Annotated in this window: 16 protein-coding genes; 8 read left to right on the forward strand and 8 right to left on the reverse strand. The window is 38.7% G+C overall.

All coding sequences use genetic code 11. The features are described 5' to 3' along the window. Positions 1-209: 209 nt before the first annotated feature. Both AC13EX_RS10225 and AC13EX_RS10230 read right to left on the reverse strand, forming a co-directional pair. Positions 210-1,703: a Gfo/Idh/MocA family protein gene (locus AC13EX_RS10225; protein WP_482892602.1), complete on the reverse strand. Its 1,494-nt coding sequence runs from the start codon at positions 1,701-1,703 to the stop codon at positions 210-212. Positions 1,704-2,010: 307 nt separating this feature from the next. Continuing rightward, positions 2,011-4,905 carry an FAD-binding and (Fe-S)-binding domain-containing protein gene (locus tag AC13EX_RS10230; protein WP_482892603.1) on the reverse strand — a complete coding sequence of 965 codons (2,895 nt, stop codon included), beginning with the start codon at positions 4,903-4,905 and terminating at the stop codon, positions 2,011-2,013. A gap of 191 nt (positions 4,906-5,096) precedes the next feature. Here AC13EX_RS10230 and AC13EX_RS10235 point away from each other — a divergent pair, with 191 nt between their 5' ends. From AC13EX_RS10235 to AC13EX_RS10265, 7 genes are all read left to right on the forward strand, one after another. Next, entirely contained in the window at positions 5,097-6,395 is a 1,299-nt protein-coding gene (locus AC13EX_RS10235) for a Gfo/Idh/MocA family protein (protein ID WP_482892604.1), read from the forward strand. A 26-nt stretch (positions 6,396-6,421) separates the two neighbouring features. Further along, positions 6,422-7,183 carry a 3-keto-disaccharide hydrolase gene (locus AC13EX_RS10240; RefSeq protein ID WP_482892605.1) on the forward strand — a complete coding sequence of 254 codons (762 nt, stop codon included), beginning with the start codon at positions 6,422-6,424 and terminating at the stop codon, positions 7,181-7,183. 12 nt (positions 7,184-7,195) lie between these two features. Next, a complete protein-coding gene (locus tag AC13EX_RS10245) occupies positions 7,196-8,080 on the forward strand; it encodes a phytanoyl-CoA dioxygenase family protein (RefSeq protein WP_048643478.1) in 885 nt (294 codons plus the stop codon). Positions 8,081-8,093: 13 nt separating this feature from the next. Next, the gene (locus AC13EX_RS10250) at positions 8,094-11,213 is read left to right on the forward strand and encodes a PVC-type heme-binding CxxCH protein (protein ID WP_482892606.1); all 3,120 of its coding nucleotides are present in this window, start codon (positions 8,094-8,096) and stop codon (positions 11,211-11,213) included. Positions 11,214-11,247: 34 nt separating this feature from the next. Further along, a complete protein-coding gene (locus AC13EX_RS10255) occupies positions 11,248-12,075 on the forward strand; it encodes a 3-keto-disaccharide hydrolase (RefSeq protein WP_048643480.1) in 828 nt (275 codons plus the stop codon). 68 nt (positions 12,076-12,143) lie between these two features. Next, positions 12,144-13,220: a Gfo/Idh/MocA family protein gene (locus tag AC13EX_RS10260; RefSeq protein ID WP_482892607.1), complete on the forward strand. Its 1,077-nt coding sequence runs from the start codon at positions 12,144-12,146 to the stop codon at positions 13,218-13,220. A 65-nt stretch (positions 13,221-13,285) separates the two neighbouring features. Further along, positions 13,286-14,284 carry a 3-hydroxyacyl-CoA dehydrogenase family protein gene (locus AC13EX_RS10265; protein WP_339711758.1) on the forward strand — a complete coding sequence of 333 codons (999 nt, stop codon included), beginning with the start codon at positions 13,286-13,288 and terminating at the stop codon, positions 14,282-14,284. Positions 14,285-14,297: 13 nt separating this feature from the next. Here AC13EX_RS10265 and AC13EX_RS10270 read toward each other — a convergent pair whose 3' ends face one another. Continuing rightward, entirely contained in the window at positions 14,298-14,885 is a 588-nt protein-coding gene (locus tag AC13EX_RS10270; protein WP_048643483.1) for a MiaE family protein, read from the reverse strand. A gap of 108 nt (positions 14,886-14,993) precedes the next feature. On the opposite strand from AC13EX_RS10270, the gene AC13EX_RS10275 reads away from it, so the two are divergent. Next, positions 14,994-16,274, forward strand: coding sequence for a glycosyltransferase family 2 protein (locus AC13EX_RS10275; protein WP_482892608.1), 1,281 nt, complete (start codon positions 14,994-14,996; stop codon positions 16,272-16,274). Here the strand turns inward: AC13EX_RS10275 and AC13EX_RS10280 are convergent. The 5 genes from AC13EX_RS10280 to AC13EX_RS10300 all read right to left on the reverse strand — a co-directional run bounded on the left by AC13EX_RS10280 (position 16,238) and on the right by AC13EX_RS10300 (position 26,189). Then, positions 16,238-17,908 (reverse strand): hypothetical protein, encoded by a 1,671-nt coding sequence (locus AC13EX_RS10280; RefSeq protein WP_482892609.1) that lies wholly within the window; start codon positions 17,906-17,908, stop codon positions 16,238-16,240. The genes AC13EX_RS10275 and AC13EX_RS10280 overlap by 37 nt on opposite strands. A gap of 12 nt (positions 17,909-17,920) precedes the next feature. Next, a complete protein-coding gene (locus AC13EX_RS10285) occupies positions 17,921-19,888 on the reverse strand; it encodes a hypothetical protein (RefSeq protein WP_482892610.1) in 1,968 nt (655 codons plus the stop codon). A gap of 603 nt (positions 19,889-20,491) precedes the next feature. Further along, a complete protein-coding gene (locus tag AC13EX_RS10290; protein WP_482892611.1) occupies positions 20,492-22,699 on the reverse strand; it encodes a DUF4954 family protein in 2,208 nt (735 codons plus the stop codon). Positions 22,700-22,725: 26 nt separating this feature from the next. Continuing rightward, positions 22,726-24,561: a glutamine--fructose-6-phosphate transaminase (isomerizing) gene (glmS, locus tag AC13EX_RS10295; protein WP_482892612.1), complete on the reverse strand. Its 1,836-nt coding sequence runs from the start codon at positions 24,559-24,561 to the stop codon at positions 22,726-22,728. 293 nt (positions 24,562-24,854) lie between these two features. Next, entirely contained in the window at positions 24,855-26,189 is a 1,335-nt protein-coding gene (locus AC13EX_RS10300) for a sulfatase-like hydrolase/transferase (protein WP_482892613.1), read from the reverse strand. Positions 26,190-26,319: the final 130 nt, after the last annotated feature.

Consider the following 26,319-nt stretch of genomic DNA (forward strand, 5'->3'; position numbering starts at 1 on the left):
GTTGCTGTTTTCAATTTCACCATAGCGGTGCTATGCTAAAATCTCCAAACAGCCTGATTTTCTTGCGATTGCAACACTTCCCATAAACACGGGACAGGCTATCACCCCTGACTATTGTCAGGACGGAGAAATCCTATTACATAATCCGGGTTTAATTAAATCAGATATAGGCAATGGTGGATAATAAAGGCCTTATATTATTAATAGATCTATAGCTGATCCAACTCTACAGGCAATTTCCATCCTTTTCTGTACTCGTGCCGGATGTATTCTTTGGCTGCGGACAAAGCTTTGGTTTCCAAGTATTTACTTTCAAAAACAGGCCTGCCATTTCTCATTGAGAAATGATTGCTTTCGATTACTTTTAACTCATCACCAGCTGTAATATTGGTAAACTGCATGGATGGACCATCCCATTGAAGGGTTTTATTAAGGCTTTGTAAACGAATAGCTAGAACCCCTAGAAGAACCATCTCATTAAATGGGCCTGCATAGGCAAAATTGGATGTGCTTTGAACCCTGGATTCAGGGGACTCTTTACAAGCCCTGATCCAGTCTTGTTCATGAGGGCCATCTTTATACCCTTTGGCATTGGGTATTCTTCTTAATCTGGAGCTAACTTTTGGCTCTCTTCCTGAAAGCAATCTTTTACCAACTCCTCCTGAACCACAGAACAAGGTGTCTTTAGTCCCTACAAAAATACATCCACCAAGTCTGTCTTCCATAAGGTCAATTCCATCAGGCAATAGGTCTGGTCTAAATGGTAGCAAGCCTCCATCATACCAATAAACATCTACTTCTGGTAGATTAAAACCACTAATCGATGGCCTTTCTGGAAAATGAAACTTTACTTGCTCAGATTGTGGTGCACTTTCAGTGTTAATAGGAGAGGAGTTGCCTTCGATTTGGTCTGGGTAGCCAAGGTTCAATGAAGCATAAACAGGGTCCAAAACATGGCAAGCCATGTCTCCAAAAGCTCCGGTGCCAAATTCCCACCAACCTCGCCAATTCCAAGGGGTATAAATTTCATGGTAAGGGCGGTAAGTTGCAGGGCCTAAAAACAAATCCCAGTACAATGTTTTCGGAGGAGTCATTGCTTCCGAAGGTCTTTCCAGACCTTGAGGCCAAATTGGGCGGTTGGTCCAGGTATGCACTTCTTTTACTTCACCTATTTCCCCATTCTGAATCCATTCGATAAGCTCCTTGGCATCTATTCCCGAATTTCCCTGGTTTCCCATTTGAGTGGCAACTGGATGGATTTCTGCCAATCGGGTAAGCAGTCGAGATTCGTAAATGGAGTGTGTTAATGGTTTTTGACAATAAACATGTTTGTCCATGATCAATGCTGTGGCCGCTACAATGGCATGGGTATGGTCTGGGGTAGCCACCATTACCGCATCAATATCTTTACCCATTTCATCAAACATTTTCCTCCAATCATAGTATTTTTTTGCTTTGGGGAAATCAGCAAAACATGGTTTGGAATAAGACCAGTCCGTATCACAAAGTGCCACAATGTTTTCAGATTTCATGGCATTCAAGTTGGGTCTTCCTTTGCCTCCTATCCCCACTCCAGCTATATTCAATTTGTCGCTTGGAGCCTTGTGTCCTAGGCCGCTAATGACATGAGAGGGGACTATATAGAAACTTGCAGCACTTGCTGTAGCTTGTTTGACAAATTTTCTTCTGCTATTGTCTTTCATGGTGGTATTGAGGTTTGGTGGGCTATTGTTAATTATGTCTAACCAGAATTCATCAAGGTTGCTTAAACCCGAAATATGCAATAGACAATCTATTACGTGCTGAAATCGCTTCAAAATACCCAATCGTTTCTGTTTTCAATTTCACCATAACGGTGCTATGCTAAAATATCCAAACAGTCCGATTTTCTTGCGATTGCAACACTTCCCGTAAACACGGGACAGGCATCACCCCTGACCTTGTCAGGGCGGAGAAATCCTATTACATAATCCGAGTTAAAGGATATAGACTTCTTTGGATTTAATTCTGTCAAGTGTTGCCTGGTTCAGGTTTAATGACTTCTACACAAGAAACCCAGTGTTTGGCTTTAACGCCAGTGAAATGGTCTATTTGGTGACGGCAAGAAAAGCCGCATGCAGCTACGGATACATTTTCTGGAAGTTTTCTTACAGAAGGGAATAGGATTTCCTCTCCGATTTTTTTCGACAATTCGTAATGCTCCTTTTCGTAGCCGAAGGATCCAGCCATCCCACAACATCCCGAGGGTATTTCATTAAATTCCTCCGTTTTGCCTAAGGTTTGCTTCATCGCTTGTGTTCCATATAGTGCTTTTTGATGGCAATGTCCATGGACATGTAATTTACCCTCTTTGGCTTTTAGCTTTATGTTTAGGGTACCCTTGGTCATTTCATGGTTTAAGAAGACATCGATCATTAGTATGTTTTCTTTTAATTTTTTGGCCAATTCTTCGTCAGGTAGTAAGTCTGGGAAATCATCATTCAAGGCAGAGGCACAGCTTGGTTCGCATACCACTACTTTAATCCCTTGGTCTATATATTTAACCAATTCTTGGATGGTAACCTGTCCGGCTTCTTTTGCTTCTCTTAAAAATCCATGGGAGATTTTAGGGCGTTGGCAACAACCTACATTGGCCATTATCACTTCATATCCGCAGTCATTTAGGAGTTTTACTGCATCTTTTCCGATTTCAGGTTCATGATAATTCAAATAGGTGTCTGCAAAAAGCACCACCTTTTGATCAGCCTTTAATAGGTTGATCTCATTTTTGTGGAACCATTTATAAAATGGTTCTTTTGCATACCCAGGAAGGGTTCGCCGTTTATCAAAACCAGCAATTCTTTCTAAACCGGATTTAAATGCAGTGGTGGATTGAATCTTGTTAATGGTTGAGGAAAGTGTACCCGCAAATCGTCTGGCCACTTTTGGCGCATCCCTAATCATTTTATCCCTTATTGAAGGGACATGTTTGTCAAAATACAATTGCTGGACTTCACTTTTCATTTTAGCCATGTCCACATTGCTCGGACACTCAGATTTACATGCTTTGCAACTTAAACATAGGCTTAAAGTTTCCTGGAGTCTTGCACTTGTTAATCCCTCTTCGTCCAGTTGACCAGACATGGCCATTCTCAAAGCATTGGCCCTACCTCGGGTAGAATGCTCTTCATCTCTTGTGGCTTTAAAACTTGGGCACATGGTACCACCCAGTAACTTTCGACACTCACCAACCCCTGTGCACATGTGCACTGATTCTTGAAAACTTTGTTCTGATTTGTATAGAAACTCGGTATCTACAGGTTTATCCTTATATTCTGCCCCATAGCGAAGGTTTTCTGAAATGGATTGGTTGGATATTATTTTCCCTGGATTCATTAGGTTTTCAGGGTCAAATAATTTTTTAATTTGAATAAAGGCCTGATAAAGTTCTTTCCCAAAAAATCTTTCATTGAAAGGGCTCCTAACAAGCCCATCACCATGTTCACCACTCCAAGAGCCTCCATATTCCATCACTAGGTTAAAAGTGTCTTCAGCAATCCTTTCCAGCCTTTTTACATCCACTTCTTGTCTGAGGTCAAGAATTGGCCGGACATGAATGACGCCAACACTCACATGGGCATACATGGCTACTTCAGTATTGTGTTTTTTACAAATTTGAAGGGTTCTATCAATATAATCTTTTAAGTACTTCGTTGGGATACCGGCATCTTCTATAAAAGCGAGGGGTTTCTTTTTGCCTTTGATTCCTAGCATCAGCCCCAATCCCTTTTTTCTAACTACCCATACATCCTCATATTCTTCACCCTGAGGGAAAAGAGGAAAGGCATAACCCAAGCCTTTTTCCTGTAGGTCTTTAACCATTGCCATGGGCCTATCCAAAACATCTTTTAAGCTATCTCCATAAAACTCTACTATTAATATAGCCTCTGGATTACCGCTTATAAAATGACAATGCCTTCGAGTGGTGAGGTTTTCCCTACTTAAGTCTACGACTATTTTGTCCAATATTTCCACAGCAGAAGGCTTGAACTCCAAAATTGGGGTGATGGCACCCACTGCGTCAAGCAATGCGTCAAAGTGAACTACGCATACTGATTTGAATTTTGGTAGAGGTGCTAGATTGAGCTTTAATTCAAGTGTGGTAGCCAAAGTGCCTTCACTTCCCGTGATTAATTTGCATAGATTCCAATGGCCGGTATGAATATATTCATCCAAATTATATCCACCTACCCGTCGCATAACCTTTGGAAACTTAGTCTCAATTAATCCTTTGTTGTTCTTTATTATTTTTGTGAAGGAATTGTAAATTTCTCCTTCTCGATCTGTTTGATTGGCTACAGTTGTTAGTTCTTCCGGTGTCTTGTTATGTAAATCCAATAAGGTACCATCGGATAGAAGTACTTTGGCCTCCAAAACATGATCCACCGTTTTACCATAAATAATGCTTTTAGTTCCAGAGGAGTTATTCCCAACCATTCCTCCAACATTTGCTCTACTGGAGGTAGCAGGATCAATTGGGAAATGAAGACCTAAAGGTGCGAGTTCTTCGTTTAGCACATCCCGAACCTTACCTGGTTGAACCCTCACCCAGGCTTCTTTCTGGTTTATTTCGAGGGTTTTATTCATGTATTTTGAAAAATCAAGAACTATGGAAGACCCTACAGTCTGTCCTGCCAAGCTTGTCCCACCACCACGAGGTAAAATGGAAACCTTATTTTTCCTTGCCCAGGAGATGGCTTTCCGAACATCTGCATCATCCTTCGGTAGGACAATAGCTATAGGAGTGATTTGATAAATGCTGGCATCGGTAGCGTACAATCCCAAGGAATAGGCATCTTTTAATACATCTCCTTTTATTAAAGAGGCAAGTTCACCTGTATTTTCAACAGAATTATTTAATGGCATGAATGAAATGGGTTTATAGTCAATCTAGTCAAATATATTATTTTTTACCGAAACAGAACAATAACAAATATTTAATTGCATAATGCTATACCTTTTGACATAAAAATTGTTTGAAGTTGATAAGACATATCGTATTTTACGATTTATTCATTATTCTATAGGACCAATAGGTCTCAAAACAGTTATACACTATGGATCAAAATAATAAAAATCGCCGATCATTTTTGAAATCTACCGGAACAGCTATTGTGGCCGGATCAGTATTGCCCTTTGGTTTCAATATCAGAGAAGGATTTGCGGCTCAGAAGTCCACCCTTAAGGTAGGCCTAATAGGTTGTGGTGGAAGAGGAACTGGAGCAGCCGCACAAGCACTAAAAGCGGATAAGGATGCAGAGCTAACTTGCATGGGAGATATTTTCGAGGATTACCTTGAAGAATCTTACCAGTCCTTAAAGAAAATGAACGCTGAACAGGTTAAAGTTGATGATGAGCATAAGTTTGTAGGCTTTGATGCTATACAGAGAGTGCTTGAATCTGACGTTGATGTTGTCATATTGACGACTCCACCAGCTTTTAGGCCAGCCCACTTTAAAGCAGCTGTAGAGGCCGGTAAGCATGTTTTTTGTGAAAAACCTGTAGCTGTAGATGCTCCTGGTGTAAGAAGTGTCTTGGAATCTGCCAGGTTGGCAAAAGAAAAAGGATTGTCTGTAGTATCAGGCTTTACATTTAGGTATGATTTTCCTAAAAGGGCTTTGTTTGAAAGAATCAGAAATGGAGAAATTGGAGACATTACCAATGTATTCACGGCAAGAAATGGTGGCGGTTTATGGTATAAAGAACGTCAGGAGAGCTGGACAGAGATGGAGTACCAATTGAGAAACTGGTATTATTACAACTGGTTGTCTGGAGATTATATTGTGGAGATGATGGTACATAGCCTTGACTTAATGTCTTGGGCATTCAATGATCGATTACCAATTAGGGTAATGGGAACTGGTGGAAGACAAGCAAGGACTGAAGAGAAATGGGGGAATATTTACGATCATTTCTCTGTTGAATATGAATATGAAAACAATCTAAAGGGTGTGCACTTTAGCAGACAGATGAAAGGATGCTCAAACACCAATAAAGTAGATATTACTGGTACAGAGGGTTTTGCTACAGTAGATGTAGGTAAAAGAGTTCATGCCACTATGGGTGAGGAACGTTGGGACTATGATGGGCCATCAAACAACCCTTACGAAACCCAACACGAAGAACTTTTTGCTTCCATCAGAGCTGGTGAAGGAAAGAATGAAGGTGAGTTAATGGCAAACAGTACCATGCTAGCGATTATTGGCCGAATGGTTGGATACAGTGGTCAGACAATGACCTGGGAAGAGGCCATGAAAAGTGAGGTTAAACTGGGACCTGCAGCTGCAGATTACCGATGGGATTTGGTGGTTGATGTACCACAGGTGCCGATTCCTGGAATTACTAAAGATGTATAAAGCTTAATTTTATAAAAGATTTTATAATGAGGACAATATATAAGTGTTTGACTGCATTATTCCTTTTCGGAATGTTTTCAGAAGCAGCAATTGCACAAGAAAAGCTGTTTAAATTTGGGACCGAACAAGACCTAAGCGCTTTAGTACAAGGTAAAAAAAGCAAGGGCAAACCAATCAATTGGATTGATGTCAATACCGGTAAGGATACCTGGAGGTTTGATGGCGATGAATTGGTTTGCGAAGGATTGCCAATTGGCGTTATCCGTTCAGAAAATCAATACGAAAATTTCATCATGTATGTGGAATGGAAACACATGTCAGATGGAGGGAATTCCGGAACCTTTGTTTGGTCAGACGCTACTCCAGGACCAAATGACCTACCGAATGGCCTGGAAGTTCAAATGCTTGAGCTGGATTGGGTAAACCAACATAAAAATGACAAGGGCGAGTTGCCTCCAATTGCTTATGTTCATGGGGAATTATTTGGTGTCGGTGGTGTAGAAACGGTACCGGACACGCCAAGAGGAACCCGTAGTAAATCCATAGAAAACCGTTGCTTAGGTAAAGGACAGTGGAATACTTATGTAGTCGTAGCAGTGGATGGTGTTGTTAAACTTTCCGTTAATGGAAAATTTGTAAATGGAATCAGTAAGGCCTCACAGAAAAAGGGATATATCTGCCTTGAATCAGAAGGAGCACCGATTCATTTCAGAAACCTTACCGTAACAGAATTACCAGCAGGAGTTACCTCTCCAGAGCAAATAGCCCCTTTATTACCTAATCCTTAATTTTAATATAAAATGGTTAGTGATTTATCAAAAGTTCATGAATTGCTGTCGGATCTTTTTGAATGGCCAAAAAGTGAAAAAGACTGGGATCAATATCGATTAACTGAGGATCAAATAGCATTTTTCCATACCAATGGTTATTTGCCTAATATCAAATTATTGGATCATTGGCAGGTGGCTCAGTTAAACAAAGAGCTTGAAAGTTTAACGAATCCGAATCAGCCTGGTATGGAATTGTTTTATGATTTCGCGTCAAATGAATCTTCAAACCCTGAAACAGTGCTTTTTCACTCTTTGGGGCATTGGCGAATTAAAGAAGGGTTTCACGATATTTTGTGGAACCCTGCATTTGTCATGGCAGCCAGTCAGTTGCTAGGGGATAATTCTGTACGTTTCTGGCATGACCAGTTGTTTTGCAAACCTGCGAAGCATGGGGGAGTTGTAGCCTGGCATCAGGATTACTCCTATTGGACCCGTTCAGTGCCTATGCAACATTTGACCTGCTGGGTGGGCTTGGATGATGTGGATATTGATAATGGTTGTTTGTATTATGTGCCTAAAAGTCACGAGTGGGGATTGTTGGATAAGCCAGAATTGGCTGGTGACATGGAGGGTCTAATGGAGTATCTTACTGAGGACCAAAAAAAGGAATTCAAACCTGTTCCAATAGAAATGGAAAGAGGTTATGGTTCTTTCCATCATCCTCTAATGGTTCATGGTTCTTATGAAAATAAGTCCGAAAGATCCAGAAGGGCATTTGTATTAAATGTCTTTGCCGATGGAACAAAATCAAATACAGAGAAAGAACTATTGAAAGGCGTTCCAATTTTTGCTCCTGGAGAGAAATTAGATGGACAGTTTTTCCCATTATTATTCGATAGAAGTCAAATAGGATAAATTCTTGTTATTCATGCAAAAAAAGAAAAGTAATAAGAATATATTATTGGTAGGACTTTCTATAATTATTCTACTTTTTGTATTCTGGGCTGCACTTCAAATGTGGGGAGACTCATCAAATGAAGTGCCAGGTATAACTGTTCCTGAAGGTTTTGTAATAGAAGAGGCAGTTAAGCCTGGTCTAATCAAATATCCAATGTTTGCTGTTTTTGATGATCAGGGTAATCTGTTTGTTATGGAATCAAGTGGACATACTGATGGAACGGATGAAATTCTGGAAGCTCCAAATTTTCAAATTTTGCGATTGACAGATGCTGATGGGGACGGCATATTTGATCAAAAGACCATATATGCTGATAAAATTCCCTTTCCAATGGGTGGTGCGTACGTAGATGGAAGTCTAATTGTTACTGCCTCACCTGATTTGGTTAAGTATACCGACCATGATGGGGACGGTGTAGCTGAGGATAAAGAAGTGCTAATAACTGGTTGGACTCTGCATCACAATGCGGCCATTCTAAGTGGTCCATTTATGGGCCCCGACGGATATTTGTACATGGCTGATGCAAGGCGTGGCTTTAATATTCAAAGTAAAGAATTTATCAATTTTAAAGGTAAGGGCGCCAGAATTTGGCGCTGCTTGCCGAATGGATCACAATTGCAGAGTTTTGCAGGAGGTGGTTTTGATAATTCTATTGAATTGGCCTTTACTCCAACTGGAGATGTAATGGGTACTATGACTTATTTTACAGATCCTCAAGGCGGTTATAGAGATGCACTTATGCATTGGGTAGAAGATGGTGTCTATCCGAAATACAATCCTGTCATAAATGAAGATAATATGGTTCGGACAGGAGACCTTATGCCTGTAATGCATAAAATGGCCAGGGTATCTCCGGCCGGCTTGATGCGCTACGATGGTGAGCAATGGGGGGACGAATATTTTGGAAATTTATTTCATGCTGAATTCAACACAGGCAGGATTGTAAGGACTGTACTCACTCCTAAGGGTGCAACATATGGGGCAGAAAGTCATCATTTTATGACAGCTGGTCTTGCGGATTTCCATCCTACGGATGTGCTTCAAGAACCTAATGGGGATTTGTTGGTAGTTAATACAGGAGGTTGGTTTATTTCAGGTTGCCCTTTGAGTAGGACAGCAAAGCCTGAGGTTTCAGGTGGAATTTTCAGGATCAGGAATACAAAAAAATCAAAAACAGATGATGATCCCTGGGGAAACGGCATCTCTTGGGAAAGCCTTACTGTTCCACAGCTTGTAAGTTTATTGGATGATCCAAGGGCTAAGGTTTCTCATAGGGCAGGTGAATACCTGTTAAAGGAACCCTTAGTTGCTATTCCTTACTTGGTGAAATTATTAGAAACTCATCCGGATGAAGCTGTAAGAGTTAAATCCGTATTCTTGCTATTCAGAACCCAGAATCCCAGGGCATGGAATCAATTAAGCGTTGGATTAAAAGACAAAAGTGACCAGGTAAAAATTGCAACGGCTAGGGTTTTGGGAATGGCAGAAGTTATTTCAGCAAAAGATCAATTGATAAGCTTATTGAAAAATCAGAGTAACCTTGCTTTAGCCAGACAAGTGGCTGTCGCCCTTGGACAAATTGGAGACTCTCAGGCAAGCAAGCCATTGATTCAACTATTAAATGAGCATCCATACGATCGGTTTTTAGAGCATGCTGTTATTTATGCTTTGATCCAAATGGAAAACGAAAGTGAATTGTTGGCCGAAATTCAGAATGAAAAATTTAATAAGGCAGCCTTAATTGCCCTTGATCAAAAACAAAAAGGATCACTTAACGAAAAGGTAATTGAACCTTACCTTAATTCATCCGATAGCACTGTAAGAGGAACTGCCCTGTGGGTTTTGAAGAATCACCCTGATTGGGAAAATGCTTTTACAAGTTATTTGAAATATTATTTCACCCAGGGTGATGGGCTTATTAAAGAACTTACAAGTGTTTTACCGGCTTTTGTGAATGCGATTACTGTACAGGCTTTTTTATCCCAACAGTTGGAAATTGAAGATTATTCTGCAGAGGAAAAGTTTCAGATCTTAAATTTACTGGAAGACAATCCTCCGAAAGTGGTTTCAGTTAAGTTGAAAAACAGTTTATTAGGACTGTTGGATACCGATGATGAACGTATTCAGAAGGCAGTGATCCATTTGGCGGTACAATTAAAGGCCAATGACTTTATTGGTAAATTTAAAAGTATGTTGGCAGGTAATCAGAACAACGCTGCTTTAAAATTAGCCATTTATGAAGCTTTAGCCACAATGGACGAACCCATTGCCAAAGCTGATTTTGAATGGATAGGCAATCAATTGCTAGTAAAAGGCCAACAACCACTTCATGGTACTTCTCTAAATATCCTTAGAAATTTGACTTTAACTGCAGATGAGCAATCCTGGCTTCTTGACAATGTCTTTCATAAAGCTGCCAATGGAGATATTCCCTATTTGTTAGAATTGTATGAGGGGATTACTGATGCCAATTTACTAGGTTCTTTGGAAATGAAATTATTGGAGCGCAAAGAAGTTTGGGATAATTTGTCTACGGATCAATTGGCTGCTGTATTTGAGGAAAGTTCAACTGGAAAGGTTATTTTAGATAGTCTTAAGGTAAAGCAGGAGGGTCGTCTTGCGCAATTGGAAGAAATGGCGACTGCTTTGGTTAAAGGTGATGTTGACAGAGGAAGAGCAATCTTCTTTGGAAAAGGTGCTTGTAGTACTTGTCATGCTGTGGCTGGTGAAGGACAAACCTTTGGCCCTGACCTGACCAATATCGGAGAAATTAGATCTAAACACGATATATTAGAAGCCATGCTTGTCCCAGGGGCAAGTTTTGCAAGGGAATACGAGACGGTCTCTTTACAAACCAAGTCCAGTAATTATTTGGGGATAGTGAAAAATTATGAAAATGGTAGGTATGAGTTGGCAATAGGACCAGGAAGTACAGTGCAAATAGAAGAGGAGGAAATTATTGAATTGAAAGAAGCCAATCAATCCTTGATGCCTGCTGGTTTATTATCAAACTTAAATAATCAGGAAATCAGTGATTTAATGCACTATCTTGAATCCTTGCCAGATGGTATTTATACCAGAGATAATTAAAACATTCAATTTCAACCAATTATAAAACGCAATTATGCTTAGAAAGTCAGGTTTCTGTTTAGTATTGTTTTTCGCGCTTAGTATGGCAAATTTTTCTGCCATGGCCCAAAGTTTTCCTATTGAGCTACCGGCAAGCTGGAAAAAAGGCGAAGCAATTCAATTATTCAATGGTGAAAATTTAGAATACTGGTATACCTTTATTAAGGATCGTGGGAGAGACGAAGATCCAAAAAATGTATTTCAGGTTGCAGATGGATTATTGACGATTAGCGGAGAAGAATGGGGATGCATTACTACCAACAACCCTTATGATAATTATATTTTGAAAACCTCTTTTCGATGGGAAGGAGAAACATATGGAGATAGAAAGGAAAAGGCCAGAGATAGTGGGCTATTAATTCACTCTAAAGGTGAAGATGGTGGATACAGTGGCATTTGGATGCATGGTATTGAAGTACAGATCATCGAAGGTGGAACAGGCGATTTCTTAGCGGTAGGAGATGGAACTGAAACCTTCGGCTTAAGTGCTCCCGTAGCAAAAGAATTACAAGGTAGTTCACATCTTTATGAACCAGGAGGAGATCTTGTTCGAATCAATAAGGGAAGAATCAACTGGTATGGAAGGTCTCCTAAATGGACAGATACCATAGGCTTCAGGGGAAAGAAAGAAGTAGAGAAAAAAGTTGGAAAGTGGAATGATCTGGAAGTTCAGACTTGGGAAGGCAATATAGCGGTCTTTTTGAACGGTAAGTTGGTAAACTTTGCAACAAAGGTTCAGCCTGAATTTGGTAGAATCCAAGTTCAATCAGAAGGGGCTACCATACAATTTAAAGAAATTACCCTTTTTCCATTGATTAAGTAAAGGCTTGATTATAGATTCAAAAACATTCACAACAATAACAGCTAATTTTAACAAATAAAATAGATACCATGACCCAAAAATCAATTAAAGTATTAGTAGTAGGATGTGGCAATATGGGTGCCTCCCATGCACTGGCTTATCACCAGTTGGATGGCTATGAAATCGTAGGCCTTGTGTCCGGAGGTAAAACCAAGGAAGTACTGAATGAAAAAATCGGTGGTGGTTATGCATTGTATGATGACTTTTATAAAGCCATGGATGCAACCAAACCTGATGCAGTAAGCATATCCACTTATCCTGACACACATGAAACATTTGCAATTGAAGCAATAGAGCGTGGCTGCCACGTATTTGTGGAGAAACCACTTGCGGATACTGTAGAAGGAGCAAGGCGTGTAGTAAATGCAGCTACTAAACACAATAAAAAGCTTGTTGTAGGCTATATTCTAAGACACCATCCTTCTTGGGAGAATTTTATCTCTGTTAGCCATAAGTTAGGCAAACCTTTGGTGATGAGAATGAACCTCAATCAACAAAGTGAAGATAAGATGTGGACCCTTCATAGGAATTTAATGAAGAGCTTAAGTCCTATAGTCGATTGTGGAGTACATTATATTGATGTGATGTGTCAAATGACACGTTCCAAACCTGTACAGGTTTATGCAATCGGGGCAAGACTAACTGAAGAAATACCTGACGGAAACTACAATTATGGTAACCTTCAAATCAGGTTTGAAGATGGATCTGTTGGATGGTATGAAGCTGGTTGGGGTCCTATGGTCAGTGAAACAGCTTTTTTCATAAAAGATGTTTTTGGCCCTAAAGGTTCTGTGTCCATAGTAGCCAAAGAGGCGGGTGGATCAGGTAAATCGGACAGTATAGAAGCACATACAAAAACTGAGTCACTTCTTTATCACAGATCTGAACTTGATGAGAATGAAAAATTTGCTCATGAAGACGAGTGGATTGACCTAACCGATGAACCTGATCACAATGGTTTATGTAAACGTGAGCAGGAATATTTCTTGAAAGCCATCAATGAGGATATCGACTTGACTGACCATATGGAAGATGCTGTAAACAGCTTAAGAATAGCTTTTGCATGTGATGAATCTGTAAGAACAGGAAAAGTTGTACAATTATAAAATCAATCAATAGAGTAAAGGCTGGCTAAATAATAGCCAGCCTTTTTATCATTTAATCTATCAATATGTCGAGAGAATTTGATCCTAAAACTTTTCCTATAGGTGTTATTGGATTGGGAATGATGGGTAGTAGTATTGCAGTTTGTATGTTAATCGCCGGTCATCCGGTGACGGGCGTTGAATTGGTAGAAGGTGCCCTTGAGGATGCGAAACTTCGGATTAAAGGGCATTTTAAATTGGCTGAGGAGAAAGGGCTATTAAATGGTCCAACTGAGGATTACCTTAAAAATCTTCATGTGTCTTCTGACCTTTCTACGCTTAAGGATTGTCAGCTAGTCATTGAGTCAATTAAAGAGGATATTAATATAAAAGGGGATGTATTTAAAGCTGTGGATAAGATTGTGGCAAAAGATGCATTTATCACTAGTAATACTTCTGCAATACCAATAAGTGATTTGCAAGTTTTTGTAAGTAATCCAGAACGGTTTTTTGGATTACACTGGATGGAACCTGCTTTTACTACCCGCTTTCTGGAGGTGATATGCGGAGATAAAAGTGATTTGAAAAAAGCACAATTTCTTTACGATTTGGGAGAATTGTGGCAGAAAGAAACCGTTTTATTAAAGAAGGATATTCCCGGGTTTATAGCCAACAGGTTAATGTATGCCATGTACAGAGAAGCCATGCACCTGGTGGATGAAGACTATGCTTCAGTGGAAGATGTTGATAGGGCATGTAGAAATGTAGCAGGCTATTTTATTCCTATGATGGGGGTTTTTCGTTGGATGGATTTCACAGGAATAGCTTCTTATCGTAAAGTGATGAAGGACCTTTTTCCTACCTTAGATAATTCCGATGCCCCAGGTAAACTCATCAATAAGATTGTCGATGAAGGAGGAACTGGGATATTTAATGGCAAAGGCTTTTATCAATACACAGAAGAGGAAAAAAAGATTTGGCAGGAACTTTACAGTAATTTCTCCTTTGAGATCAGAGACTTGACCCTGAAATATCCAGCGGATATCGTTCAGCAAAAGTTGAAAGAGAAAGAAGAAAAAGGATAAGATAGATTACCCTTTAATGTAAAGCTGCCTTTAGTGGTAAGTTCTTAATTACTTCACCTTCAAATTCCATCATTTCATGTAATCTTTTGTAGACTGTTTCTTCATCGAAATACTGTAAGGCCAGTTCTACAAAAATATTTCCATGTTTGGCTTCAGATGTCCAAAGGGTTTTATAAAATTTTTTCAATGCAGGGTTTTCATGTGCTTCAGAAATCATTTTGAAGCGCTCACAACCCCTGCATTCTACTATGGACCCCATTAGAAGCCTGGATAAAAACCTACTTTCACTTGTCCCTCCATGGGTAAGAGGCATTAACTGCTTGATATAAAGGTCCTCTTTCATATCTTTATTCAATGGCACCCCTCTTTGTTGCATTAGTTCAAAAACATCTTGAAAATGCTCTAATTCCTCTATCGCTGTTTCGATCATGTCAGGAATAATTTTTTCTCGGTCCGGGTACTTGGCAATTAATGATGTTGCCATGGCAGAGGCTTTTCTTTCACAATCTGCATGGTCTTGTAGGAAGGAATTAAAATCTCCCATTACCATATTTAGCCATTCTTGGGATGAAGGAACTTTAAGATCAATGGCGTATTTCATATTGAAATATTTTTGAAATTATTTTTGGGCTTAAAGAAGTAAATGTACCATTTCTTTTTCAATTTTGAGGAGGATTTCAGAAGCTTTTGTCTTTAAAAATGCACTAAAATGGCCCAAGGTATTGCAAAAATCACTGATAATTATGTTCATCGTTTTAACGTAAATAAAGCCTATTTTCAGGATCTACCACCCGTTGAGCTTTCTTTAATCGTGGTGATTCCTGCATTCAAAGAGCCTGATATTCTGCCAACTTTAAAATCTTTAGAGCAATGTAAGGCCCCTCAAGGAAAGGTGGAATTGATAATCGTTGTCAATGCTGCTGAAAATGTTGGTCTTGAAGATTTAAAAACCAATCAAAATACAGTAGACCAAATAAAGTCTTGGGAAAAGAGTTTGTTGTCCAATGTATTTACTATTAAAATTATCAGAGATGAGCAACTTCCCAAAAAGTTTGCTGGAGCTGGACTTGCCAGAAAAATTGGTATGGACGAAGCTTTAAGAAGATGGTCAATTCTCCCCAAAAATGGCCCTATTCTCTGTTTGGATGCGGATTGTACGGTATCTGAAAATTACTTGGTTTCAGCAGAAAAGGCTTTCTCTAATCCTTTAATCCAACTAGCCCATTTTCAATTTGAACATTTTTATCTCCAAGAGAAGGATGCGTTTTTAAGAAGTGGAATTATTCAATATGAACTACATCTAAGGTACCATATTCAAGGGTTAAAATGGGCAGGGTATCCGAATGCCAAACACACCGTAGGTTCATGTATGGCCGTGAGGGCCTCTTCCTATGCCAAGTCAGGTGGAATGAACAGAAGAAAAGCGGGAGAGGACTTTTATTTTATGCATAAATTGCTTCCAGTTTGTCAATTTACTTATTTAGAGGCAGTAGTTTATCCATCTTGTCGCTCTTCTGATAGAGTGCCTTTCGGAACGGGCAGGGCCCAATTGGAATTTTTAGATTCAGGAGTGCAGATAAGAAATACCTATCATCCTGATACCTACATTTGTCTGAAAAAATTCTTTGACCTTGTTCCTAGTCTATTTAATTCTGATCAGGTTATTGAAAATGTACCAGATGAACTTAAAAAGTTTTTGCTTGAACAGCATTTTGAAAGCAGGGTGAAAGATATAAAAAGCCAGTCGAGTTCATTAAAAATCTTTATCAAGAATTTTTGGCAATGGATGGATGGTTTTATGGTGCTTAAGATGACTCATTATTTGAGAGATTCTTACTTCCCAGAACAGGCCATCGATATTGCCGCCAATTCATTGATAAAGATCTTAGAAGAAAGCCAAAGTACATTGTCCTTGACTGAGTTATTGACTAAGTTTAAACAACTTGACTTGGATTATTTTTCTGATGGGCTAACAATGATGGATACCTGATGATCTTTTTCAAGGCTTATTTCTATGCCTTCCATAAGTTCTTCACCACTGTAGGTATTTGCCGTTTGTCCTTTTGAAAATGTGACACGGTATTTTTTACCTTTATCGACTGTAAACCATTCAGGAAGTTGGTTGATCCTTGGGTAATCCATTGGGAGTTTAAATATGCTTTGGTGTCTTTTGTGATCAAACTTAATTTTACCATCCCAATCTTTGTCACTCACCATACTGATTAAAATTCCATCTTCCATTGGAATTGCTCCTAGGTAAAGTTGCTCTTTCCAAGGGGAGGCTGTTACTCCCTGACTTTTCCATAAGGAATACATTATGCTTGTGCGTGCAAAATTTCCATCTCCATGCCAACCTTCAATAACCCCTGTGTTTCTAAATTTCTCAGTATTTCTTCTATGAGATGAATCCTGAAGTGACCACATTCGCTGAATCTCACTGTCTATCCATTCTTTAGTCCCAGCTAAGGATTCTCTATTGTATAAATTCAAGGCACTTTCAATTGCATCTGCATATCCATCAGCACTTCCTTCTTCCCAATCAAAATTGGTGTATTTATGTAGGTTACCCATGGCCTTAAGTACAGCCTTTTGATAAGGCTGATAATTGTCTTGTAGAAAAACGCTATAATACGCATTGTAGGTGTACCCATAGGTGTCAGCAATTTCCTCATCTAAAATTTCTCCTGTTTGAGGATTAATTTGGTTGTAAAATAGTCCATCTTCATTTGTGCCAACTTCAAGTATTCTATCCAACATTCTATAAATCGGTGCTTTATATGCGGCACTTTTCTCTTGGTCACTATTGGCTACTGCAACATAGAGTTCGCACAATCCAGATACGATTTCACAACCGTGGTCTCTAAGTCTAAGTATTTCAACATCATCAGTAGGGTGGTGACCACCTAAAAGGTAGTAATCTCCTAGACGTTTGGCCCAGTCCAGGTATTTCTCATCTCCAGTCATCCAATATACACGTGATAAGGCCTGTAGTAATTCTCCATTAACTTCTACATTCAAGGAAGGGATAAGTCCATAAGGCGTTTCATAAGAGGCATTTTTCCAAATGTCATCGATCAAGTCTATCATTCGCTCAGACCAAGCCGTATGCCCTATGTACTCAGTTAAAGGCAAAAGGCCATCTTTGATGTATTCAGAGGAGCCAAAAATAATTTCTTTTTTATCAATCTCTTGATTCTCAAATCCTTCTTTAGAAAATGAATAAGTATCTGGAAGTCTGTCTAATCTGGAAGTTAATTTAATTTCCGTTTGAAGGATCTCTGACATTTTTCCTTCATAAAGTTCTTTGTCTAAAATGGCTGAAGTGAGTACCATGAATGGATAGTTGTCTGCAGCTGCATCTCGGGCGTTCCAAATGTCTATGCTTTCCCTAAGATTTCTTGGAATTAATCCGGATTTTTTGTCTGCATATTCTAGCCATGCGTGGACAAAATAAATGCTTCTTCGGTACCCTTCATGGGCAAGGTAGCCATTTTCAAGGGCTGCTTTTTGATCCGCTTCACTGGCAATAGGTGCAGGTTCCTTACAGGAACTTAAGAACAATGATGTGCTAAAAGCAAAAACACATATAATGTGGAAAATTTGGGTTTTTAATTGATGTCGCATTGATTTTTTTAATTATTCTAAAACAATTCCTCCTTCAAAAATGGCTTTTATTAGTTGATGTGGTGGGGACTTGGTTAGGTAATAAATACCAGAAAGCTCACTTTGGTAACTTTCTACAAATAAACTGTTTTTTAGGCCATGGAATTTCACATTAATTTTATAAACAGGTTCATCTTTAATGCTTAATTCTTCATCTACCATTATGGAAGCATGAATATACTCAGGAATTATCAGTTGTCTTTCGATTTGTTTGGTTTTTGTTGTTAAAACCTGGGTTTGAACTGAAAGGTCGAAAAAGCCAAGATTGGTTTCAAATCCCACAGAAAGAGGAAGCTGTTTCAATACACCATAAAATTGGTAAATATCGTAAAGTCCAGGGTTGCCGGGTAATTTGAGTATTTGTTCACCTTGGATTGGGTTATTGGCGATTATGGATATGGTATCGGCATAGTGGATTTCAATTTGAGTGTCCTTGGTTTCATATTGCCTAACTAGTGGAAATCGGGCTTGTTGGTCAAGTGTAAGTTCAATGGAAAGCTTTTCGTTGCCATTATAGGACAAATCAGCATTGGTGTTTTGGTCTTTATTTAAAGCCATTTTTGTTTGTTCCCGAAATTCCGTAACTGTAGTAGTCAGGAAGGTCTCGAAATCATCATTGACAGAAGCTATGGTTGGGAGGTTATTTTCTGAGAATAGTAATAAAATAGTTTTTTTTAATTGCAAAGTATCACTGTCTTCATCAAAAGACTGAAAAATCTCTGTAAACCCTTCATTTATAGCATTTACTTGATCTATATTTATGGATGGGTCATTATTTGAAGCTTCATGAGCTTCGCTGATGACATTTTTTATAACAAGCTTTTTAGGTTTTGATTCCTCTTTGCTTTCTTCAACTTGAAACTTCCAAATGGGGTAGGACCTCAATGTTATGGTTAAATCTTCTTTCCAAGAAGGAGGAGCATTTACCTGATTATCTATGACTTTTTGCAATGTTTCCATACCAAGCCTCCTCTCGTTAAATGCGGTATTGTAAAGTGGCACAACTACAGGAGTAGGCTTAGGGTCAATGGCTATGGAGCTACTTGATAATTTTGATTTAAGGTTTAAGTTATTGAGCACTAATGAATCTAAAATAAAGGGTAGTTTGTCATAAAAGGATTTGAAATTTATATTAGCAGACGGGAGTTCATATTTATGGATTTCTAATCCAGTAGAGGGATTACCCATAACCTTATAAACGGCGAATAAAGGGTGTTTCTCATCTCCTTCATTTGCCACATAGGTACCAGGATCTCCACTATATCGTGGAATAGAAAATTCAAATCCCTGGTTCCCGTGGTCCGAAAAAGCTATTCCTGACCCTCTTAAAATTTCTTTGTTCTTATCGAAGCCTATTTCACCGGATATAACTTCCATTTCTCCTGTTGGTGTGACTATTTTTCCGGATAAATTATTAATTCTTGGTTTTGGAATTGCCTGGTCAACAATATTCAAGTGTAAGTTGATTTGATTACCATTTATATTGGCAAATGAAATATTGCCTTTTATGGAAACCATATTTGCCTGGGAGACATAGTAAAAATCGGGAGCAGATAAGGCATTGGTAAAATTTGTAGGTGCTAATTCCGGGAGGCAAGGTGTTGGGTGAAATTTTGCCCTGTCTATGCTTCCCTGCCACTTGTCTGTAGTATTCAAGCCCTTTTTCAGTACCAATTCATTCCATTCAATAATTGGAGTATTATGTAAAGTAAGAATATCGGGTAATAAGCAATAAATCCGTTCTTTTCCCTCTGGGAAAACCATGATGTCAGGCAAAGGAATTTGATGTGATTTTCCTTCGGACTGAATTTCCAAGTAGCTTAAGTTGGCTGATTTTCCATCAAGTTTAAGATCAGGACAGGATTGTGCATGTGAATGGTTTGTTATTTGGAGTAGGGAAATACCTATCAAAACCACAACGAAAATAGCTTTCCTTCTCATAATTTAAATGGATTTAGATCACATGCTAATTTTATTTTAATTTAGTAAAATTTTAGGGGTTAAAAAAGTTCGAATATTATTACAAACAGAATTATATCAGGTTAAATGGGGGTAAATTTGAAACTTCCCTTAGTAATCTATTTCTAGATGGAATAGTAAACGGCATGATTTTCTTGTAAAACCAGCGCTTCCTTTTGGCGTTAGGGAGTCTTTTTATCTTCTAGCATGTTTTGCTTTTAGGTACAAGGATTAGGACAATAGCAGTGGGTTTTAACCATGGTAAAGAAAAAAACACCATCACCAGTTTAGTGGTGATGGTGTTTTTTCTTCAACCCGGATTATGTAATAGGATTTCTCCGCCCTGACAAGTCAGGGGTGATAGCCTGTCCCGTGTTTACGGGAAGTGTTGCAATCGCAAGACAATCAGGCTGTTTAGAGATTTTAGCATAGCACCGCTATGGTGAAATTGAAAACAGCAACGATTGGTTATTTTAAAGCAATTTCAGCACGTAATAGAATGTCTATTGCATATTTCGGGTTCAATGACTATAGTAATTAATGAGAACAAGCTAGGTACACCTTAGATGAACCAAGGTTGAATTTTTACAAGTCCATTAATAATTGATCAATTTGCTGAATAAAAGTCTCAGTTTCTTTTTTCTCAGTTTGGATAAATCCATTGTCTTCTAAAGCGCCCAAAACAGCATCTCTTTCTTTTTCATCCGCATAAACCATGTTCCTAAATGGGTTGTCATAGTCCTTTTTTCTGCTAGTGTAAATGTTTTCTGACATACTTTGCCTAAAAATTTTTGAATCTTCCAGCATTTGTTGGAGTTGGTCCTTATTGAATTCTTTAGGATTTATTCCATTATCAGAAAAAGCAATGGCAAAAGCATGTTTTGTTTTGGCTTCTTCATAAGCATTACCAAATACTTTGTAACGGTCATGAAGCTCTTTCCAACTGTTAATTACCCCTTCTTTTACATCAGCAATCAATTGATCCATACTCGGTTTCGGAACCAATTGACCACCTAAATTAATCCACTTATCAGGAGCGGGTAAATTTTGTGTTAAGTCTTGTAAGAATTTTTCATCTTTCAAGTCGGCCTGAGAATAGTATTCTGTAAGGCAATAAACTGGATAGTAATGAATGAGCTGCTTGAACTGAGTATAGGCCTCAATGATCTTTATTACTCTTATTTTTCTTTTGCTATTTTCCCAGCCCGAGGCGAAGACATCTAACTCCCGAACTACAGGGGCTTTAGAAGAAAGCAATTCTTTTCCTTTTTGTTTAATTGACTGTATGGACTGTTCTTGCTCCGTTGGGTATTTATTGAAATAGGCTTTTCCACATAACTCTTCCATTAAGGGGATGGACTGTAAAACTTCCACCATACTGTCTGGTGCTAGAAAATCAAATTCCAACCTTTGAAATTTCTCAATCCTTTTATCCCTGGCTTTGTATTTCCATGCATTTCTGGATAAAGCATACATATTGTATTGAAACCAATAAGCAGGCATGACAACGAGTTCATCATGGGTCACATCATTGCTTATTAATGAAAATGGCAAAGGTATATCCAACTCAGCTGGATAATCTCCTTTGGCGACAATGGTAAATGTAGCCAGACGTGAATTGTGTTTGAGGCTGACACACAAGCCAGGCCAGAAACCTCTTCCTGCTATGATTTCACCATCAGCTCCTCTAGAGTTGTGATTAGATCCCACTGTGGCTCCAGCGGCCATATTGCTTTGACCTTGGATCAATGCAGCGCATAAGAAGGAATTGTTGTGGTGCTGCTCATGAGAGGGGAAAATCAAGGAGTTCAATACTTCGCAACATGAAATGGTTGCATTAGAACCCAAATAACTATTGATCAAACGTGCTCCGTACTTTAATTGGGATTGAGCAGCCATCAGAAACCTCACTGCCTTTACCCCATAAAATATAGTGCATCCTTCACTTACAATTCCATTAACCAATTCACAGCTTTCACCGATTTGGGTGCTGGCATTCGCCGTAGAGTGTATCGTTAAATTTTTCAGTTTATTTGCCCCTTTGATATAAGCATCAGAACCAAACCAAACATCTTTGATGATCAGGGTATTTTTTATGATACAGCGATTTCCCACTTTACCATAATACCCTCGTTTGACATCAAATTCATTTTGAGTAAATTCCAGCAATTTGGATTGAAAAAGGGTGTCTGTTCTATGTCTTGACCACATCCACGCATCACCTGGAAGCATCCCGCTAAATGGAGCTACCTTTCGGCCTCCATTTTCATTACACAGTTCAAGCCAGATTCTAACCTCTTCCGATTCCCCTTCTTTGACAATGCCATTGCCAAATTTTGCATGGCTTGTGGTTGACATTTCATTGATATTTACCAAAACTACCTCATCACCTATAATATAATGAGAAAGGTAATTAACATTATCAATGATTACATTGTCTCCAATATCACAACTAATAATATGACTGTTGTAAAGCCCAACGGGCATTCTTAGGTTATGGTATTCCAGAAAAAAGGGCTCCAATTTACCGATTCTCACCAAGCCAAAAAACTTACAATTCTTAACCAATTCCGGATTGAAAGCATCTGAAACAAATATTTTATTCCAGTCATCCGCCTGATTTTGGTTCCGGACGAGTTGTTCTATTTCACTTGCATTCAAATTTCGAAATACAGTTTTTGTCCTATTCTGCTTGTTTCGAAGGTAATATTCATCTGCTCCATCCGGTAGGTATTTTGGATCAATAAACTTATAACCCAAAGTTGATAGAGGGTGGCGGGATATTTTATTCATAATTTTTTAAGTGTTTAAAAAATAATCTATTCTACAGTTACGGATTTCGCTAAATTCCTTGGCTTGTCTACATCAAGCCCTTTTGCAAGACCGGTATAATAAGCTAGCAACTGTAGGGGAACCACACTTATAAGTGGTGCGATTAGTTCATCTGCAGCTGGAACAGCAATGATGTCATCTGCAATTTCTTCAAATACAGTGTCATTCTCGGTGACCACAGCCAGTACCATTCCTTTTCGTGCTTTGATTTCTCTGGCATTACTTACCAGTTTCTCATGGTAAAGATCGCGTGTTGCCACAAATACTACTGGAAGGGTTTCTTCCACTAGGGCGATGGGACCATGCTTCATTTCAGCAGCAGGATAACCTTCTGCATGGATATAACTGATTTCCTTTAATTTAAGGGCTCCCTCCAATGCGATTGGGAAATTATAGCCTCTACCCAAGAATAGGAAATCTCTTGCATGTTGGTATTTCCCTGCTAATTTTTCAATGGAACCTGCAGAATTTAAAACATCCTGGATTTTGTCTGGAACCAGGGACAATTCATTAATATAATGTTGGTACCTGTCCTTGGTCAAAGTTCCCTTAGCATAGCCTAGTTTAATGGCTATCATGTACAAGACAGTAAGCTGGGCAGTAAATGCTTTGGTTGAGGCAACACCTATTTCTGGCCCTGCATGGGTATATGCTCCAGCTTGGGATAACCTGGCAATACTTGATCCAACCACGTTAACTACTCCAAAGATAAAGGCTCCTTGGTTTTTGGCATTTTCAAGTGCGACAAGGGTATCTGCTGTTTCGCCACTTTGAGATACAGCTATGATCACATCTCCTTTATTTATTACTGGGTTGCGATACCTGAATTCCGAGGCATACTCTACTTCTACAGGTATTCGGCATAGTTCTTCTAAAACATATTCGGCCAATAATCCCGCATGCCAAGAGGTACCACAACCTACTATAATAATTCGTTTGGCCTCCTTAAGCAAATCAAGGTGCTGATCAATGCCTCCCATTGTGATGGTTCCTTTTTTAGCATCAAGTCTTCCTCTAAGGCAATCAAAAACGGCTGTAGGTTGTTCAAAAATTTCTTTAAGCATAAAATGCTCATAGCCACCTTTTTCTATGGCTGCCAACTCCATGTCAAGCTTGGTGATAAAAGGAGTTATTCTCTCATTACCAGGGTTCTTGAGGATCAATTCATCAGGCTTAACAATAGCCATTTCATAATCGTTGATGTATACCACTTCTTTGGTATATTCAATGATAGGAGAGGCATCAGAAGCTAAAAAGTGTTCATTCTTCCCAATGCCGATGACGAGTGGACTGCCTTTTCGTGCAGCTATTAATGTGTCAGGTTGATCCTGATCCAATAAAATAATGACATAAGCACCAACAATTCTTTTAAGAGCTATTCTGACTGCCTCTTCAAGGTTTTCTGCATCATTTTGGTAAATGTCATCTATAAAATGAAGCAATACTTCAGTGTCAGTGTCACTTTCGAAAGCATAGCCTTTTTGTAGTAGCTCCTTTTTTATTGGAGCATAATTTTCAATGATGCCATTATGGACCATTGCTAGTTTACCTGATTTAGAGCGATGAGGATGAGCATTTCTGTCAGAAGGCTCTCCATGAGTTGCCCACCTGGTATGGCCAATTCCGGATTGAGCATGCAGGTTTTTCCCAACTAAGGAAGATTCTAACTCAGCTACTTTGCCCATCTTTTTATAAACAGCCAATTCTTTGTCTAAGAGGGCTACGCCTGCACTGTCATAACCTCTGTATTCTAAGCGCTGAAGGCCTTTTAAAATTATTGGATATGCTTCTCTGGATCCAATGTATGCAACTATACCACACATAATAAAATATCGGAATAATGTTTTGTAAAAATTGTTAAAGAAATATTTTCCCGAAAATTAATGAATAAAAATGATGAATTACAATATCGAATTTTGCTGGAAATCGTATAGAAAATTAAAAAGACAGGAAAAGTTTTCCTGTCTTTTTAATAATTTATAAAAGTTTAAATAAAATTTTATAAATGTTCTGTTAAAGAGAAAAGTAATTTTGAAAATCTTTCGAGAATATTCTGCTTACTTTAATGAATGTTACTTAAGTATTAAAACAATTTATTGAAAATATTGTATAAAAATTACCTATTTTCTTTCATTTTTATTTCATTAATCCAATTTTGATAGAGTTCGTTCAACTCTTTAACTCTATCAGGGTATTGATCAGCAAGATTTTTCACCTCTGTAGAATCCATTTCCATATTGGTCAGGTATAGTTTGTCTGCCTCAGTGAAGGTCAGTTTACCTGTAGGGTCATATGGGTTTCCTAATAGTTTCCAGGGGCCTTTTCGAACCGCCCAGGCATGATTTTTATTGTCTGGAAATCCAGTGCCCCAAAACATGGTTTCGTGTGGAGTAGCTACTTTTGAATCTAAAATTAAAGGAAGCAGGCTTTTTCCATTTATCTTTTGACTAGAAGGTATTTTAATATCCGTCAATTCAGCAAGTGTTGGCATCCAGTCTATGCTATTTGCCCAGTGATGCCTTGATTCATTTACTGGCAGTCGAGAAGGGAATCGAATAATGGCAGGAACCCTTATTCCCCCTTCCAGCATACTGAATTTTGCACCATTTAAAGCTCCAGCATCACCACCACCAAAAAATGCCCGCTCTTCTACGCTAAAGCCATGGTCTGATTGGTAAACAATTATTGTATTGTCTAACTCACCGATTGCTTTTAAGTGGTGATAAATTTCCCCAACCATTTCATCAATAGTGGATACAAATGCAGCATATTCCTTTCTTGGACTTTCAAGATCAGCATAATAATCCAGCCATTTTGGGTCGCCCTGATAGGGGTAGTGAGGCATATTGATGGCCCAATAAGTGAAAAATGGTTGGTCTGACTTTTCACTTACAAACTGTTTCATTTCCTGTACCATAAGGTCTCCGAAAAATTCACCAGGCCTGTATATTTCTGTTTCATTTCGATATAGGTCATGAAGGTTTGGGCCATGCCAGTAAAAAAAGTGGGAAAAATTATCTATACAACCTCTCTGGTGACCAAAGAAATAATCAAATCCTTGCCCATTGGGTAATTTTTCAGGAGTATGTCCTAGATGCCACTTGCCTATTAAACCAGTTCTGTAGCCGTTGGATTTGAACATTTCAGCCATGGTAACTTCCTCCGTTGGTAAACCAGATTTACCCTCTGGATCTGAATGAGGAGGAGAAACGTTGCCAAAAAGTCCAGCATTAAAATTATACTTGCCAGTCATTAATGCGGCCCTTGAAGGTGAGCATACAGGTGCTGCAGCATAAAATTGGGTGAATTTAACCCCTTCTGTAGCCAGTCTATCAATATTAGGGGTCTTTAAGTCAGTAGCCCCAAAACTTCCCAGATCTTTATAACCTTGATCGTCTGTAAGTATGACGATTACGTTTGGTTTTTTGGAGGATGGACCTTTCTGGGCCATCGTTGCCTTGCTTAGGAGAATCCCTAAAATAAGGCAGAAATAAATTATTCGGTTCACAGTTAATTGTGTTATTTAGGTTTTAATCTTCTTAATTTTTCTAAATTAGTTGCTTAAACTTTCCTAAAAAATA

This window comes from Cyclobacterium sp. L-R (assembly GCF_056859355.1).